Genomic DNA, 16,134 nt, shown 5'->3' on the forward strand with positions numbered 1-16,134 from the left:
GATCGTCGACACGGTTGCCGGCACCGGCATTCTGTCGTGCCCCGCGGGCCGCCTCGTCCGCACCCGTGCCGAAATCCTCATCATGGCCTACGCGATCCTCGCCAGGTCCGCATGGCGGATCTCGTGCTGCAGCGGCGCGCCGAACACCAGGCGTTCGATCTCGTCGACAGCGAGGTCCCCGAGCCGCATCACCTCGTTGCCCAGGGCGCCTGCGATGTGCGGCGTGAGCGTGACGTTGGGCAGCTCGTACAGCGGCGAGTCCTCGGGAAGCGGCTCGGGCTCGGTGACGTCGAGGTAGGCATCCAGTCGCCCGGAGACGAGTTCGGTCGTGAGTGCGGAGGTGTCGATGAGCTGTCCCCTCGCCGTGTTGATGACGACGGCGCCGTCGTGCAGCAGCGCGAGCTGACGGGATCCGATCAGGCCGCGGGTCTCGGCCGACAGCGGGGCGTGCAGGCTCAGCACGTCACTGCGGCGGCACAGGTCGTCGAGCGTGGTCAGCTCGATGCCCAGAGCGGATGCCTCGGCGCGCGGGAGATAGGGATCGCTCACCAGGATGCGCACGTCGATGTTGCTCAGCAGCCGCACCACCTCGCGGCCCACCCGCGAGGCGCCGACCAGGCCGATCGTGACACCGCTGACTCCGATCGGCGGCATGCCGGCGGCATCCCGAGCGGAGTGCGTCTCGCGCAGCCGCGCCGAGAACCGGCCGGCGCGTTTGAGCCCGAACACGATGGACGCGAACGTGAACTCGGCGACCGGGATGGCGTTCGCCGCAGCGCAGCTGGAGACACGGATGCCGCGCAGCAGCACGTCTTCGGACAGGAACGTCTTGACGGTTCCCGCCGAGTGCACGATCGCACGCAGGTTCGGGGCGGCATCGATCACGGAGCCGTCCACCCGTGGCGGATTCCAGCCCGTGATCATGATGTGCGCGTGCGCCAGCGCCGAACGGGAGGCCGGCGAGTCGAACTCGACCATGGGGCGCGGCCCGATGAGTTCGACAGCACGCTCCAGCCGTGCGAGGGCACGGGGGGAGAACACCTCGCCGAGCGAGGCCTCGCTCATCGCAAGAACCGCCGGCATTCGGGCGCCCTCGTCCATGTTCCGTTCGTCCTTTCCGAGCCACATAGTAATCGCTTACTGTAATCGATTCACCTCTCGCTTGCGCAAGTTCCGGTGTCGATTGCCCTGTCAGGGTGCGGAACGTGCAGGAATCTGGCAAATTTGACTGCCTCGTTGACAGCGCGAAATGCGTCAGGTACTTTCATCCAAAAGAAACCGCTTACTATGACGTCGCGCCTTCGGCACCGAGTCGAGCGGTCACGCGAACCAACGACGCTTCCTTCTTGGAGCTCTCGGATAGGGAACCCGAATGAGCAGCTACAGCCAGTCCGTTGCGGACGACGGCGCGCGATCAGAGACCACGCGCACTGCCGCCGAGGACCGCGCTTCGCAGCGTGTGCGTGAGCGTGCCGGGCGACCCGCCGTGCGCAAGAAGACGCTGTGGCAGCGCATCAAGCGCGACAAGGTCATGCTGCTGCTGATCGCGCCGGGCTTCGTCTACTTCGTGCTGTTCCACTACCTGCCGTTGCCCGGCAACATCATCGCGTTCGAGAACTACCAGCCGTATCTCGGGTTCATCAACAGCTCGTGGGCAGGTGTCGACAACTTTCTCGCGATCTTCGCCGACGCCACGTTCTGGCAGGCGTTGCGCAACACGCTGGTGATCACCTCGCTGCAGCTCGTGCTCTTCTTCCCGGTGCCGATCATGCTGGCGCTGCTGCTCAACAGCATCATGTCGGGCAAGGTGCGCAAGTTCGTGCAGAGCGTCGTCTACCTGCCGCACTTTCTCGGCTGGGTGATCATCGTCTCCATCTTCAGCCAGGTGCTCGGTGCATCCGGCGTGGTGCCGAATCTGCTTCACATGCTCGGGCTGCCGCAGTGGGACGCGATGACCACGCCGTGGTTCTTCCCTTTCCTCGTCACGATTCAGGAGATCTGGAAAGACACCGGCTGGGGGACGATCATCTTCCTCGCCGCGCTGATGAACATCGATCAGGAGCTGTACGAGGCGTCGGCCGTCGACGGGGCAGGCCCGTGGGCGCGCCTGTGGAAGATCACCATCCCGGGCATCATGCCCGTGATCATCCTGCTGTTCATCCTCAACCTCGGCAGCATCCTGTCCGTCGGGTTCGAGCAGATCGTTCTGCAGCGCAACAACGTCGGGCCCGGCGCAGGCGAGGTGCTCGATACGTGGGTCTACTTCCACGGCATCCAAGACGGCCAGTGGGGCCCTGCAGCCGCCGTCGGCCTGGTCAAGGGCGTCGTCGGGCTGGCACTCGTGCTCGGTGCGAACAAGGTCGCCCACTGGTTCGGGCAGGAAGGGGTCTACTCAAGTGGCAAGTGAGACACCGGCAGCACAGGCCGTGCGAATTCCGCACAAGCCCCGCGCTCCGCGCAAGAGCAGTGTGGATGCCCGCCCCGCCTGGATGGAGAAGCCCTCCGCGATCGGCCGGGTCGGAAAGGTCGTGGCGATCGTCGTGATCGCCGTGCTGACCATCTACCCGTTCCTCACGGTGATCTCCACCAGCCTGTCGGACAGCACCGACATCGCCAACGCGAACGGACTCGTGCTGTTCCCGCTGCATCCCACACTGGCGGCGTACCAGACGATCTTCGCGGGCGGCGTCGTCACCGCGGCCTTGCTGCGCAGCATCGTCATCACCGTGGTCGGCACGATCCTGTCCCTGGCGGCAACAGTCGGCATGGCCTACGGGCTCTCCCGTCGCGACCTGGTGTTCGGCAAGTTCATCCTGCTCGTCGCCCTGTTCACCATGCTGTTCAGCCCGGGAATCATTCCGAGCTTCCTGATGGTGAAGCAGCTCGGCCTGCTCGACAGTTACGCATCGCTGGTTCTACCGGTGCTGATCTCCGCCTTCAATCTCGTGGTGGTGCGGTCGTTCTTCATGAACCTGCCGCAGGAGCTGTTCGAGGCGGCACGCATCGACGGCGCCGGCGACTTCCGCATCCTCACCACGCTCGTGCTGCCGTTGTCGAAGGGCGTGCTGGCCGTCGTCGGGCTGTTCTACGCGGTCGCGTACTGGAACGCGTTCTTCAACGCGATGCTCTACCTGAACAGCGACAAGTGGCCGCTGGCGATGATCCTGCGCCAGTACGTGCTGCTCGGCTCGCCGCTGAACACCGCTACCGCGGGTGAGATCTCGGCACCGTCGCAGGCCATCCAGATGGCCGTGGTCGTGATCAGTCTCGTTCCGATCCTGCTCGTCTATCCGTTCCTGCAGAAGTACTTCACCAAGGGCGTCCTCACCGGCGCAGTCAAGGGCTGACCGGCGTCTGCCCTGCACCACCCAACCATCCACACATCACCCGAAAGGAGCCTCCGATGGTCGCCACGACGACTCGGCGCGCTTTCCTCTCCTACACGGCGCTCGGCGCCCTCGCTGTTGTGACCGCGGGCTCGCTCTCCGGCTGCGGCGCGCAGAGCACGCTCAAGGCCGGCAGCGTCTCGAACGCCACACTGCCGAACTACACGGCGGTCAAGGGGGTCACGCCAGACCTGGCGGCGACCGCTCAGGGCGTTCCGCCGGCGTTTTTCAACTACCCGAAGAACCCCTACCGCTCGGTGCCGAGCCCCTTCATGAAGGGGCAGACGATCACGGGCATCACGAACATCTTCGGCCCGCCGCCCAACGGCCGCTCCGGCAACCCCGCCTGGCAGGAGATCGAGAAGCGGCTCGGCGGCACCGTCGACATCACAGCCGTGTCGAGCGGAGACTTCGACACCAAGCTCAACACCGTCATCGCGGGCGGCAACCTTCCCGACCTCATGCTCAACGACGGGGCGGCCATCCCCGACATCATCGGGTTCCTGGAGTCCTCCTGCGAAGACCTCACCCCATACCTCGCGGGTGACAAAGTCAGCGCGTATCCGAACCTCGCCAACGTGCCCCAGGTGTTCTGGAAGCAGACGGTGCAGAACGGCAAGCTCTACGGCCTGCCGATTCCGCGCAGCATGACGGGCGGTTCCGGCTTCATCAACCAGACCTACTTCGCCAAGGCCGGTGTCTCCGACACGAGCACCATCAAGAGTTCGGATGACTACCTCGCCCTCGCGAAGCAGCTCTCCGGCGCGAACCAGTGGGCGTTCGGCAGCACGAACTTCGGCCTGCCGCCCTTCCTGCACATCTTCCATGTGCCCTACAACTGGACCGAGCAGAACGGCAAGCTCGTCAAGGACTACGAGACGCCGGAGTGGCTCGAGGCGATCAGCTTCGTGCAGAAGATGCACGCCGCCGGCTCCATCGCTCCGGGCAGCGAGGGCTGGACGAAGCAGCAGATGCAGGATGCCTTCATCTCCGGCAAGGTCGCCCAGATCTACGACGGCCTGCCCGCGTACGGCAAGGTCGGCGGTTATCAACAGACGCTGCCCGCCGCGAACCCGGCGAACAAGGCCACGCCGTTCCTGCCCTTCAGCGCGCACGGCGGCAAGGCGATGGTGTGGCTCGACAACATCGACTTCGCCTGGACGATGGTGAAGAAGGGCAGCCCCAGCCACATCAAGCTCGTGCTGCAGGTGGCGAACTTTCTCGCCGCGCCATTCGGCAGCCAGGAATACCTGCTGATGAACTATGGCGTCGAGGGCACGGACTACACGCTCGACGGCAAGGGCAATCCCACCGCCACCGCCCAGGCCGCACTCGACACGGCAGTTCCGTGGAAGTACCTTGCGGCGGGCCCGAATGCGCTGTACTCGCCGCCGTTCCCCGACGCCATCAAGACCCTGCACGCGACGTACGCCACGCTGATCCCGCTCGGCGTCGCCGACCCGACGCAGGGCCTCTTCAGCCCGACGCAGGCGCAGAAGGGTCTGACGCTCGCGCAGACGATGACCGACGCCGTGAACAACTACGTCGCCGGTCGCAGTTCACTCGCCGACCTGAAGAACGCGATCGCCGGCTGGAAGTCCGGCGGCGGAGACCAGATTCGGTCGGAGTATCAGAAGGTCCTGTCGAAATCGAAGAAGAAGTCCTGATCGTGGCGCCGGCGCCGTCACCCGCCTTCCTGCCGCCGGATGCCCGCGAGCTGTCGCCGTTCACAGGCTGGGCGCGCGAGCACTGGCTCGCAACAGCCGACCACTGGCTCGGGCAGGTGCGCCAGTACTCCAGCGCGGAAGGCGCCATGACGCGCCTGCCCGGGCGGGTGACCGGTGACGGCGTGCGCCGCGAGTGCATGGAGACGGTGGGCAGGTCGTTCCTGCTCGCCGCCCCGCGCATCGCCGGCGCCGCCGACGCCGACCCCGTCGCCGAGCAGCACCTCGAGTGGTACGCGCGGGCGCTGCTGGCCGGAACCCGGCCGGGCGGCGCCGAGGAGTGGCCGAGGGGCGTGACCTGCCGCACCCCGCTCGCCGGGGTGACGAACTCCATCGTCGAGGCCGCCAACATCGCGTTCGGCCTGCACCTGACGCGCGACCGGCTGTGGGACAACCTGACCCGGCCCGAGCGGCGACAGCTCGCCGACTGGCTGCTGCACCACGCGAGGGCGGAGGTATGGCAGAACAACTGGCAGCTGTTCCCGGCGATGGCCGAGGGATTCCTTCGCTCCGTCGGCGAGAACGTCAGCGGCACCACGGGCCGCCGCAACGTGGCTCGGGTGGAGTCGTGGTACCTCGGCGACGGGTGGTACACCGACGGCCCCGAGCACTCGATCGACTACTACAACGCGTGGGCGATCCACCCCTACCTGTGGGCGTGGTACCGCATGAGCGACGCCCTGCACACGCCGGACGGGCAGCGCCATCTCGAGCGGCTGTCCGAGTTCGTCACGTCGTACTCTCGCTTCTTCGCGCGAGACGGATCCGTGCTGCACGTCGGCAGGTCGCTCACGTACCGCACGGCGGTGCTCGCGGCCCTGTGGTGCGCCGAGCTCTCGGGCGTGAACCCGCTGACTCCGGGGTCGACGCGGCGGCTGGCATCCGGTGTGCTCTCCCGGTTCGCCGCGAAGGGCGTCGGTGTCGACGGCCCGCTGAGCCTCGGCTGGTACGACCCGTTCGAGCCGATGTGCCAGGCCTACAGCGGTTTCGGTTCGCCGTACCTCGCCGGCATCGGATTCCTCGGGCTGGCGCTGCCGGCCGACGCTGCGGTGTGGACGGCCGTCGAGCAGGAGCAGCCGACCGACGGCGCCGCGTTCCAGATCGGAATGCCCGAGACCGGATGGCTCATCTCGGCTCAGGACGACGGCATCGTGCGTCTGGTGAACCACGGCACCGATCACACGTGGCTCTCCGTCGGCGACGACGTCGACGGCGACGACCCGCACTACGCGAAGTTCGCCTACTCCACGCACACCGCACCGGGAACCGCGCAGGCGTGGGTGGATGACGTCGACTCGCACTTCGCGCTGCTCGACGATGACGGTAATGCCAGCCGGCGCAGCGCCCTGCGCGCGAGCCGGGTGGAGGGCGACATCGCCGGGTCGGTGCACCTGCCGCAGCTCGGTCGTCGGCTGTTCGACGGATGCGCCGTCACCACGGTGTCGTTCATCGACGGGCCGTACGAAGTGCGAGCGCACCTGGTGCAGTCGCCGCAGGGCCACCGGGTGCGGGAGGGCGGCTTCGCCGTGGCAGGCCCGGTGCCGCCGGCGAGTGCGGCGGAGGGCACGGTTGCGTGGGCGCGTAACGCGGATGACGTGATCTGCGGCGTTGTCGGACTGCATGGCTGGGATGAGGCCGTGATCGTCGAACACAGCGGCGCGAACGCGATGGGCGACCACTCTGTGACGCCGGCGCTGTACGGCCGCTGCGTCGAAGGACTCACCGTGTTCGTGACGCTGCACGTGCTGACGAAAGCGAGCGACGAGCATCCGGATGCCGCCTCCCCCGATGTCTGGGCATCCGCCGCCGACATCGCCGTCGACGGCAGCACGGTGCGGGTGCGCTGGGCGAGCGGCCGCTCCGCCGAATGCGACCTCGCGACCTTCGTGCCGTGGGATCACCACACCGGCCCACGCGCCGCGAACCTGTGAACCCCGTCCCGCTGGTTGGGCCCGTCCCGCTGGTTGGGCCCGTCCCGCTGGTTGGGCCCCTCCCGCCGGTTGAGCCCCTCCCGCCGGTTGAGCTTGTCGAAACCGCAGCACCAGCTGGTTTCGACAGGCTCAACCAGCGGACTCGCCCAACCAGCGGACTCGCTCAACCAGCGGGCTCGCTCAACCAGGCGGACTCGCTCAACCAGCGGAAATCCATCTCGAGGAGAACCATGCAACTGAGATATGGTGCGCAGTCCACGCAACGGCGTGACGACCCAGCCGTGCGTGCGTTCCGGCACGACAGGTTCGGGCAGTTCATCCACTGGGGCCTCTACGCGCTGCCCGCCGGTGTCTGGCGTGGCGAGACCTACGACTTCGCGGCAGAGTTCCTGCCGAAGTCGGCGAACATCGCCGACGCCGACTGGCAGGCGCTGGCCGCCGACTTCACCGTGGACCGCTTCGACGCCTTCGAATGGGCTCGCGCCGCGAAGGCCATGGGCGCCAGGTACGTCACGGTCACCACGAAACATCACGACGGGTTCTGCCTCTGGCCCAGCGAGTACAGCGACTTCACCGTCGCCCGAACGCCGCACGGCCGCGACCTGCTCGGTGAGATCGTCGCGGCGTACGAAGCGGAGGGCATCGCCGTGCACCTCTATTACTCCGTGCTCGACTGGCACCACCCCGACTGGCGGTACCGCATCGAGTCCGTGGATGACGAGGCATCCTTCGCCCGCTTCCTCACGTTCGCGCAGAACCAGTTGCGTGAACTGGCCACGCGGTATCCGAGCGTTCGAGGGTTCTGGTTCGACGGCACCTGGGATGAATCGGTCAAGGCCAACGGATGGTGGACGCTCGAGGTCGAGCGCATGCTCAAACAGCTCATCCCGGGTGTTCTGGTCAACAGCCGGCTGCGCGCCGACGAGAACGGCGCCCGGCATCGCGACTCCAACGGCGACCTGATGGGCGACTTCTTCAGCGGCTATGAGCGTCGGCTTCCCGACCCCTGGGACCGCTCGGTCGCCGAGCACGACTGGGAGGCGTGCATGACGATCCCGCAGAACTCATGGGGCTACCACTTGAGCGCCGCAGTCGCCGCGACCCGCAAGCAGCCGGTCGAGCTCATCGAGCAGCTTGCGCACGCCGTGAGCCTGAGCGGCAACCTGCTGCTCAACTTCGGCCCGATGGGCGACGGCGCGCTGCCTGAGTTCGAGGGCGACATCGCCTGCGCAATCGGCGACTGGATGCGCGTCAACGGTGAGGCGATCCACGGCTGCGGGATGGCGCCGGGCTGGGATTATCCCGGCTGGGGGTACTACACGCAGAACGCCGAGACTGGTGTCACGTACGCGATCGCCACGAGGATGCCCGTCTCGGGCGCGATCAAGCCGCAGGCTCCGGCGGGCACGAGCATCCGTTCCGTGCGGGCACTCGGCTCACCCGAACGCGTCGAGTTCACCCGGCTCGACGGCCAGACCGTCTCGATCGCGGTGCCGCGTGCCGCTCGCGTGCCCGTGGTTCTCGCGCTCGAGACGGAGCGCGAGAGTGCGGCCGTGCCGAGCCTCGAGGTGAATCCCGACCTGGCCTAGCGCCCGGCGCGGCGTGGCCGTAGCCCGTCGGCCGACGGCGCAGAGATCCCGAACCCGAATGAGCACCACCTACCGCAACACCGACGTAAGGAAGGCACCATGCTCAACAGACCAAGGCTCAAAAGGCCGGGCACACGCCGACGTGTGCCCGCACGCCTCGGCGTGCTCGCGCCGATCGCGATCGGCACCGCCGTCGCGCTTGTCACGGCGCCGGCGGCCGGGTTCGCCGACCCCGTCGTCTCTCCGCCGCAGTACACGGCCGCGGCGACCGGCCGGCTGAACGGCGGGTTGCTCTCCGACATCGCAGGCTCCGCATTCGTCGACAAAGAGGGCCAGTTCCACTTCACCAACGCCTACACCGGCTACGCCGACGACCCGACGCAGGGCTGGGCGAACACGTTCACGAACACCGATTTGGGCGCAGTGACCGCCGGCATGGGCAGCACCACGCAGAAGACGGTGGCGGATGCCTTCTACACCACCCCCGGCAGCATCTGCTACCAGCTCGACAAACGCTCGAAGCATGCCATTCCGTCTCCGCAGCAAGACGACCACTGTGATGTCATCGGGGTGTGGGTCGACCCGGCCGGCACCTGGCATGCACTGTTGAACGACGAGTTTCAGTTCGATCCGTGGCAGACCAAGGGCGCCGATGCGACGGTCGCGCAGAAGATCTCAACTGGGCACCACAACAACCGCATCCTGCTGGCCACGAGCAACGACAAGGGTGCGTCCTGGCAGTATGCGGGCCCGGCACTGACCTCCGGGTGGGATGTCGACGGCGTCATCGATGCGTCGACGTCGCCGAACACGTCGTATCCGTTCGGCGACTCCGGATGCCGTCTCTTCGTCGACTACTCGTCCGGCTACTTCTACATCACCTACAACGTGAAGATCTACAAGAAGCCGGCGTCGTCGACGCTGGCCAGCTGGACCGAGATGGCGCGGGCGCCGATCAGCGGCGGCATGGCATCCGGAACCTGGCAGAAGTGGTACGACGGTTCCTGGTCGCAGCCGGGGGTCGGGGGCATCGACGGCAACGTCAACTCGGTCGGCGGTCTGAGCGTGTCGTATGACCCCAAGACCGACAAGATCGCGTGGGCCGGCTCCGGCGCGAACGCCTTGGCGTCGTACCAGGCGGCGAAGGTGCGGAGCGACCACCTCATCGTGTTCTCCGACGCGTCGGGCAACATGTACACCGCGAACACGCTCGCGCACACGATCGTGAACAACGCGACCGGAGCGTCGGCACCGGATCGCACCGTCACGTACACCGACCCGGTGACCGGCCAGAACATGACAGTCAAAGCAGTCGACGACGAGTGGGTGAACGGCGTCAAGACGGTGACCGGCGGCATCTATGTCACACAGGCCGACCCGAGCACGGGCGTCTCGCAGACCGTCGACCTCATGACGAACAGTGCGTACTACAAGGACCCGAACTCGGGACACATCTACCTGCCCGCGGCCAACAACGAGTCGGCGATCAGCTACAACGCGTACTCCGGCGAGTACCGCATCGTGGGATACGACGGCAACGTGTACGAGACCGCCGACCTCGGCGAACCGAACTCGTGGAAGGTCGTCGGACTGATGCCTGCCGGCTCGATCGGCGGATACTTGACCTCGCTCGACGACGGCAGCCTGACGAACCAGAACGTCACGGGGCGATCGTTCCTGACGGTGTCCGACCTGTCGGGCAAGGTCTACGACATCGACCAGACGAATGCGACGAACCAGACGGTCGTCAGCAAGCAGTACGTGCCGAGCGACACCAGCGGCGATGCCGTCACAGCGAACGGATCGTACGTTCTGCGCGTGGGCGGCAAGGCCGTGAATGCAAACGAAGGACCGTCCCTCGTCGGCGGCAACGGCGCTGCCACCAGCTCGTCGTCGTGGCAGCTCGCGCCGGTCGCCGACCCGAACTCGCCGAGCCACGACAGCGGGTTCTTCCGTCTCGTGAACCCGGCCACCGGTCAGGACCTCCAGATCGCCGGTGAGGGCATCGTCGCCAAACGTGCCATGGGTGCCGTCGCCACAGCCGGCGACCGGCAACCGAACGGGCAGCAGATGACCTCGAGCAGCCTCGGCTCCTCCGGCGGAAGCGACCAGTGGTACCTGCAGCGCGTGGCAACGAACGGCACGTCGCTGGCCGGTTCGAGCACGTACCGGCTGGTGAACCGCAACACCGGGCTCGCGCTCGAGTTCGACCACGGCCGGTTCCGGCTGGTGCAGCAGAGCCAGGGCGACCGCGGCCAGTACGTGACGTTCGCGCTGCGCCAGCACTGACCGCGGGCCGGTCGAGTCGGCTCGGCCGGATCCGCGCCGACTCGCGCCGGGGATGCACAGGTCCAGTGCGTCCCCGGCGCGTAACTGGCTGATTCCCTGCCACGCCATCCACCGCGCAATGCAGTCCTTCTGCAGTGACCGCGCGCCCTACGCCACTGCGCCCCCACGCCCCTGCACCCCCACGCCAGTGCGCTCCGTGATTGCGCCACATTGCGGCGACTGCGCCACAAGTTCGGGCGCAATCACGTCGAGCTGGCGCAATCACGGGTGGGTGGCCGCCCCGAGTCGGCGCTCAGGGATCCGGCTTAGCCTGGAGGCATGCCTCAGAACCTCACCGAAGCCCCCGTCGACCGCGTCACCATGTACGGTGCAGCCTGGTGCGGCGATTGCCGCCGCTCGAAGGCGCTGCTCGACCGAGTCGGCGCTGACTACGAGTACATCGACCTCGAGGTGCACCCGGAGCAGGCCGACACGGCGCACAGTATCAGCGGTCGCACGAACATCCCCGTCGTCGTCTTTCCCGACGGTACGCATTTCGTCGAGCCGACCGACCCCGAGCTGCAGGCGAAGCTCGACGCGCTGGCGCCGAGCCGCTGACTGCCGAGCCACTGATTGCCGAGTCACTGAGCCGCCGAGCCACTGAGCGTCTGACGGACTGACCGCGCGGGCTGAGGCCGGCTGCGCGGGCTCTGACTGCCGGGTTCAGCTCCAGAACTCAGCGAGCCGCCGGGCAGCCGCCTTGCCCTGCTCGTAGCCGGCACGAGCGGATGCCGGGCGGCGCGACCCATCCATCATGTCCTCGCCGAACGCGTCGAGAGACGCGGCGTCGGGGAGGATCGTCTCGACCCTGCTGCCGGCCGCGACCAATTCCTCGACCTGAGCCGCCAGTTGCATGCGCCACTCGAGCGGGTGGCGGGTTCGTCCGCCGAACGGAGAGAGCACGAGCACCCGCTCGTACCCCGTCGCCAGGTCGGCGTTCTCGTTCCGTCGGTAGCCGCCGTCGATGTAGAGGTCGTCGCCGATGCGGTACGGATCGCCGCTGGACGTGCTCGCGGCGACGGCGTCCACCAGCTCGACTCCGCTATGCCGGTCGAACGCGACGCCTTCGCCGGTGCGCGCGTCGACCGCGGTGATGAGCACGGTCTGCTCCGGCCACTGTTCGCTGGGCAGTCTGCGGGCGACGATCTCGCGCCATCGGGCCGACCACGATCCGTCAGACGCCGCATCGAGTTCGAGCGCACCGGCGCCCATCCTGCGTCGCATGTCAGCGGCATCCGTCGCGGCGGCGATGATGCGGTTCGTGCGCTCCAGGTGGTTCACGGGTGGCCGCGCGCCGGAGCGTCCGCCGTTCGCGCCAGCGGGCGGAACGCCCTGCTGCCGGCCCCGCAGAGGCGGGTCGTCAGACAGAATGTCCGCCAGCAGGTCGGTGGGATCGGCCGCGGTGATCTGCGCGGCCGCGGTGGCGCCGGCCGACGTGCCGACGATGAGATCGGCACGTGCCGCCGCCAGCCCGGCGTCGTGGAGACCGGCGATGACGCCGATCTCCCACGCGTTGCCGGCCGAGCCGCCGCCGTGGAGCACGAGAGCGCGCTCGCGCCGGCCGGAGGAGGGTGTGGAGCTCGAAGAAGGTGTGGAGCTCGAAGAAGGTGATGTGTTCATGGGAGTCGCCTTTCGCGGTGGCTTGGCGGGCGCTCCCTGTGCGACTACCTCAGTCGCATGATCGGGAGCTGATGGGGAGCGCCCATTGTCGATACTGCGTACACGGGTCTCACCTCCTGCTCCAGGGTCACGATCGACCACGAACGTAGCACGTCGGATGTCCGGTAGCCGTGTGACGCAATGTTGCGCCGCCGGAGAGCGCGCACACGTGCGTCGGCGACCATGGACGCATGCCACGCCAGATCCGTTTCAACGCCTTCGACATGAATTGCGTCGCGCACCAGACGTCCGGACTGTGGAAGCATCCGGCAGACCGCGCCGACCACTACAAAGATCTCGAATACTGGACCGAGCTCGCGAAGCTGCTGGAGCGCGGCCGGTTCGACGGCATCTTCATCGCCGACGTGCTGGGCACGTACGACGTGTACGGCGGAACGAACGAGGCGGCCATCCGCAACGGCGCACAGGTGCCCGTGAATGACCCGCTGCTTGTGATTCCCGCGATGGCATATGTCACCGAGCATCTCGGGTTCGGGGTGACGGCGGGCACCGCGTACGAGCATCCGTATCCGTTCGCCCGTCGCATGTCGACGCTCGATCACCTGACCAAGGGCCGCATCGGCTGGAATGTCGTCACCGGATACCTGCCGTCGGCCGCACGCAACATGGGTCACGAGGACCAGCTCGAGCACGATGACCGCTACGAGGTGGCCGACGAGTACCTCGAGGTGCTCTACAAACTGTGGGAAGGCTCCTGGGAAGACGACGCCGTCGTGAAAGATGCCGCCAGCGGCATATTCACGGATCCGGCGAAGGTGCACGAGATCGGGCACAAGGGCGAGCACTTCAGCGTGCCGGGCATCCACATCGCCGAACCCTCGCCGCAGCGCACCCCCGTCATCTACCAGGCGGGCGCGTCGTCGCGGGGCGTGCGCTTCGCCGCCGAGAACGCGGAGGCGATCTTCATCGCGGGTCCGACCAAGGAGGTCGTCGCATCCACCGTGAAGAAGATTCGGGATGCCCTCGAGGCCGCCGGCCGCGACAGGTACGCCGCGAAGATCTACACACTGCTCACGATCATCACCGATGAGACGGACGAGGCGGCACAGGCCAAGTACGAGGAGTACCTGGGCTACGCGAGCGAGGAGGGTGCACTCGTCTTCATGTCGGGCTGGATGGGCATCGACCTCTCGCAGTATGCGCTCGACGAGCCGATCGGAAACGTGAAGTCGAATGCGATCCAGTCGGTGGTGGCGAGCTTCCAGGAGAACAACGCCGACGGCCGCGAGTGGACCGTCGGCGACATCGCCCGGCACAGCGCCATCGGCGGGCTCGGTCCGTTCGTGGTCGGATCAGGCGAGACGATCGCCGACCGCCTGCAGCAGTGGGTTGACGAGACCGACGTCGATGGTTTCAACCTGGCCTACGTGGTGACCCCTGGCACGTTCGAAGACATCGTTGAGCATGTCATCCCGGTGCTGCAGGAGCGCGGCGCCTACCCTGCCGAGTACGACGACGGCACGCTGCGCAACAAGCTGCACGGTGCGGGCGATCGCGTGCCCGACGATCACCGCGCCGCGAAGTACCGGGTGGGCGCGTTCGCGCGAGCGCTCTGACCAGAACGCCGAGGACCCGGCGACCAAACCGGCATCATCCGCCCTGTTCGCGGCGTCGCCCGCCCTGCGCGGTGTCGACGACAAACACGATGTCGGCGAACAATCACGATGTCGGCGTACAAGCACGGTGTCGACGACAAGCACGGTGTCACGACGAGCACGGTGTCGACGAACAAGCGCGGTGTCGGCGAACAAGCACGGTGTCACGACAAGCGCGGTGTCACGACAAACACGGTGTCGACGAACGAGTACGGAAGCGTCGATCGACCACGTGATCGACGCTCATTGCGTGGTGGATGGTCCGCACCTTGGTGGTTCGTCGATACCGTGGTGGTGGCTGGCCGTCATGGGATGCGGCGCGGCGGAGGGCGCAGGAGCACTCCTACGCTGAGGGGATGACGGAGTTCGAGTGGAGACGACTGCGTCGCTGGCCCGACGCGGAGGCCGACAACCTGTACGCCTCGGATGCCGCGGATCGCCTGATCGTCGACACCGCGGCATCCACTCTCGGCGAGACGCCGCCTGACGAGGTCGTTGTCGTCGGCGACACCTACGGCGCCCTCACGCTCGCCGCGGCCGACTTGCTACGTGGCGCCTCGGGTGTGGGCGGCGACGGGGCGGGCGCCGACAGAGCGGGCGCCTCGGGTGCGGGCGCCGACAACGCGGGCGCCAACGGGGCGGGCGGCGACAGAGTGGGCGGCGACGGGGCGGGGGACGACAGAGCGGGTGCCGACGGCGCGAGCGGCGACGGTGCCGTGAGCGGCGGCGCGCAGGCGCGGGGTGCCACAGGGTCAGGCGATGCCGTGATGGCGACTGATGTGGAAGCGACGCGCCCGGCCGGGGCCGGCGGTCACCCGGAAGGGCGCATCCGGGTGCATCAGGATGCCCTCCTCTCCGAGCGTGCGCTCGCCGCCAATGCCGAGCGGCTCGGCCGGCCGGACTGCTACCGGTCGTGCGGCCTCGACGCCGAACTCGTCGGCGGTGCACGCGTGGTGCTGATGCGGCTGCCGAAGAGCCTGGACGAACTCGACGACGTCGCACGGATGCTCGCAACTCACCTCGACCCCGCAGCGATCGTCTTCGCGGGCGGAATGCAGAAGCACCTCACGCCCACCATGAACGAGGTGCTCGCCCGGCACTTCGACCGCATCGACGTGGGCCTCGGCCGGGGGAAGGCGCGCGTGCTCACGATCACCGGGCCCCGGCCGGATCAGGATGCGCCGGCCGAGTGGCCGCACCAGGAGTTCCACGCCGACATCGCGCCCGGTCTCCGGGTGTGCGCGCACGGAGGTGCGTTCGCCGGAACGCGCATCGACATCGGCACTCGATTCCTGCTTGAGCACCTCGATGAGGCGGTCCCGAGCGCCCGCACGGCGGTCGACCTGGCGTGCGGAACCGGCTCGCTCGCGACCACCCTCGCGCTGCGCCGCCCGGAAGCGCACGTGATCGCGAGCGATCAGTCGGCGGCGGCCGTGGCATCCGCGCGGGCCACGGCCGAGGCGAACGGCGTCGGAGACCGGGTGGAGGCGCGACGCGAGAACGCCGGCGAAGGCATTCCCGACGGTTGGGCCGACCTCGTGCTGCTCAATCCGCCATTCCACAACGGCGCGGCGCTCGACCTGCGCGTCGGACGGATGCTCGTGGCCGCCGCCGCGCGCATGCTCGCCCCCGGCGGCGAGCTGTGGACCGTCTACAACTCGCACCTGGACTACCGCCCGGCGCTGCGCGGGCTCGTCGGTCCGACCCGGCAGGTGGACCGCAACCGCAAGTTCACGATCACCGCCTCGACCCGGGGTTGACGGCGCCGGGTGCGGTACCTCTGCCCGCCCCTCCGTTCATATTTCAGGAGCTGCCTGGTGGCCCAGCTCACATGCCCGACCAGCCGTGGGGTGAACGGGCTGCGGCGGCTGCTGCTCCTGAATCATGAACTGCTGCTCCTG

11 protein-coding genes are annotated in these 16,134 nt (G+C 67.7%); 9 read left to right on the forward strand and 2 right to left on the reverse strand.

Annotation, left to right across the window (positions count from 1 at the left end; genetic code table 11):
• Positions 1–87: 87 nt before the first annotated feature.
• Entirely contained in the window at positions 88–1,065 is a 978-nt protein-coding gene (locus ACYVDK_RS02185) for a hydroxyacid dehydrogenase (protein WP_460517266.1), read from the reverse strand.
• A 307-nt stretch (positions 1,066–1,372) separates the two neighbouring features.
• On the opposite strand from ACYVDK_RS02185, the gene ACYVDK_RS02190 reads away from it, so the two are divergent.
• The 7 genes from ACYVDK_RS02190 to ACYVDK_RS02220 all read left to right on the forward strand — a co-directional run bounded on the left by ACYVDK_RS02190 (position 1,373) and on the right by ACYVDK_RS02220 (position 11,516).
• Positions 1,373–2,407 (forward strand): ABC transporter permease, encoded by a 1,035-nt coding sequence (locus ACYVDK_RS02190; protein ID WP_460517269.1) that lies wholly within the window; start codon positions 1,373–1,375, stop codon positions 2,405–2,407.
• Positions 2,408–2,489: 82 nt separating this feature from the next.
• On the forward strand, positions 2,490–3,347 hold the full coding sequence (locus ACYVDK_RS02195; RefSeq protein ID WP_460517378.1) for a carbohydrate ABC transporter permease: 858 nt from the start codon (positions 2,490–2,492) through the stop codon (positions 3,345–3,347).
• A gap of 56 nt (positions 3,348–3,403) precedes the next feature.
• Positions 3,404–5,053, forward strand: a complete 1,650-nt coding sequence (locus ACYVDK_RS02200; RefSeq protein WP_460517272.1) for a type 2 periplasmic-binding domain-containing protein — start codon at positions 3,404–3,406, stop codon at positions 5,051–5,053.
• Positions 5,054–5,055: 2 nt separating this feature from the next.
• Entirely contained in the window at positions 5,056–7,041 is a 1,986-nt protein-coding gene (locus ACYVDK_RS02205) for a DUF2264 domain-containing protein (RefSeq protein WP_460517275.1), read from the forward strand.
• Positions 7,042–7,271: 230 nt separating this feature from the next.
• Positions 7,272–8,630 carry an alpha-L-fucosidase gene (locus ACYVDK_RS02210; RefSeq protein WP_460517278.1) on the forward strand — a complete coding sequence of 453 codons (1,359 nt, stop codon included), beginning with the start codon at positions 7,272–7,274 and terminating at the stop codon, positions 8,628–8,630.
• A 99-nt stretch (positions 8,631–8,729) separates the two neighbouring features.
• Positions 8,730–10,919: a hypothetical protein gene (locus ACYVDK_RS02215; protein ID WP_460517281.1), complete on the forward strand. Its 2,190-nt coding sequence runs from the start codon at positions 8,730–8,732 to the stop codon at positions 10,917–10,919.
• A gap of 318 nt (positions 10,920–11,237) precedes the next feature.
• A complete protein-coding gene (locus tag ACYVDK_RS02220) occupies positions 11,238–11,516 on the forward strand; it encodes a glutaredoxin family protein (protein ID WP_460517284.1) in 279 nt (92 codons plus the stop codon).
• A 105-nt stretch (positions 11,517–11,621) separates the two neighbouring features.
• Here ACYVDK_RS02220 and ACYVDK_RS02225 read toward each other — a convergent pair whose 3' ends face one another.
• A complete protein-coding gene (locus ACYVDK_RS02225) occupies positions 11,622–12,578 on the reverse strand; it encodes a patatin-like phospholipase family protein (protein WP_460517287.1) in 957 nt (318 codons plus the stop codon).
• Between the two features lie 230 nt (positions 12,579–12,808).
• On the opposite strand from ACYVDK_RS02225, the gene ACYVDK_RS02230 reads away from it, so the two are divergent.
• Positions 12,809–14,194: an LLM class flavin-dependent oxidoreductase gene (locus ACYVDK_RS02230; RefSeq protein ID WP_460517289.1), complete on the forward strand. Its 1,386-nt coding sequence runs from the start codon at positions 12,809–12,811 to the stop codon at positions 14,192–14,194.
• Between the two features lie 395 nt (positions 14,195–14,589).
• On the forward strand, positions 14,590–15,993 hold the full coding sequence (locus ACYVDK_RS02235; RefSeq protein ID WP_460517292.1) for a class I SAM-dependent methyltransferase: 1,404 nt from the start codon (positions 14,590–14,592) through the stop codon (positions 15,991–15,993).
• The last annotated feature ends 141 nt before the right edge of the window (positions 15,994–16,134 follow it).

The organism is Humibacter antri (assembly GCF_054777235.1).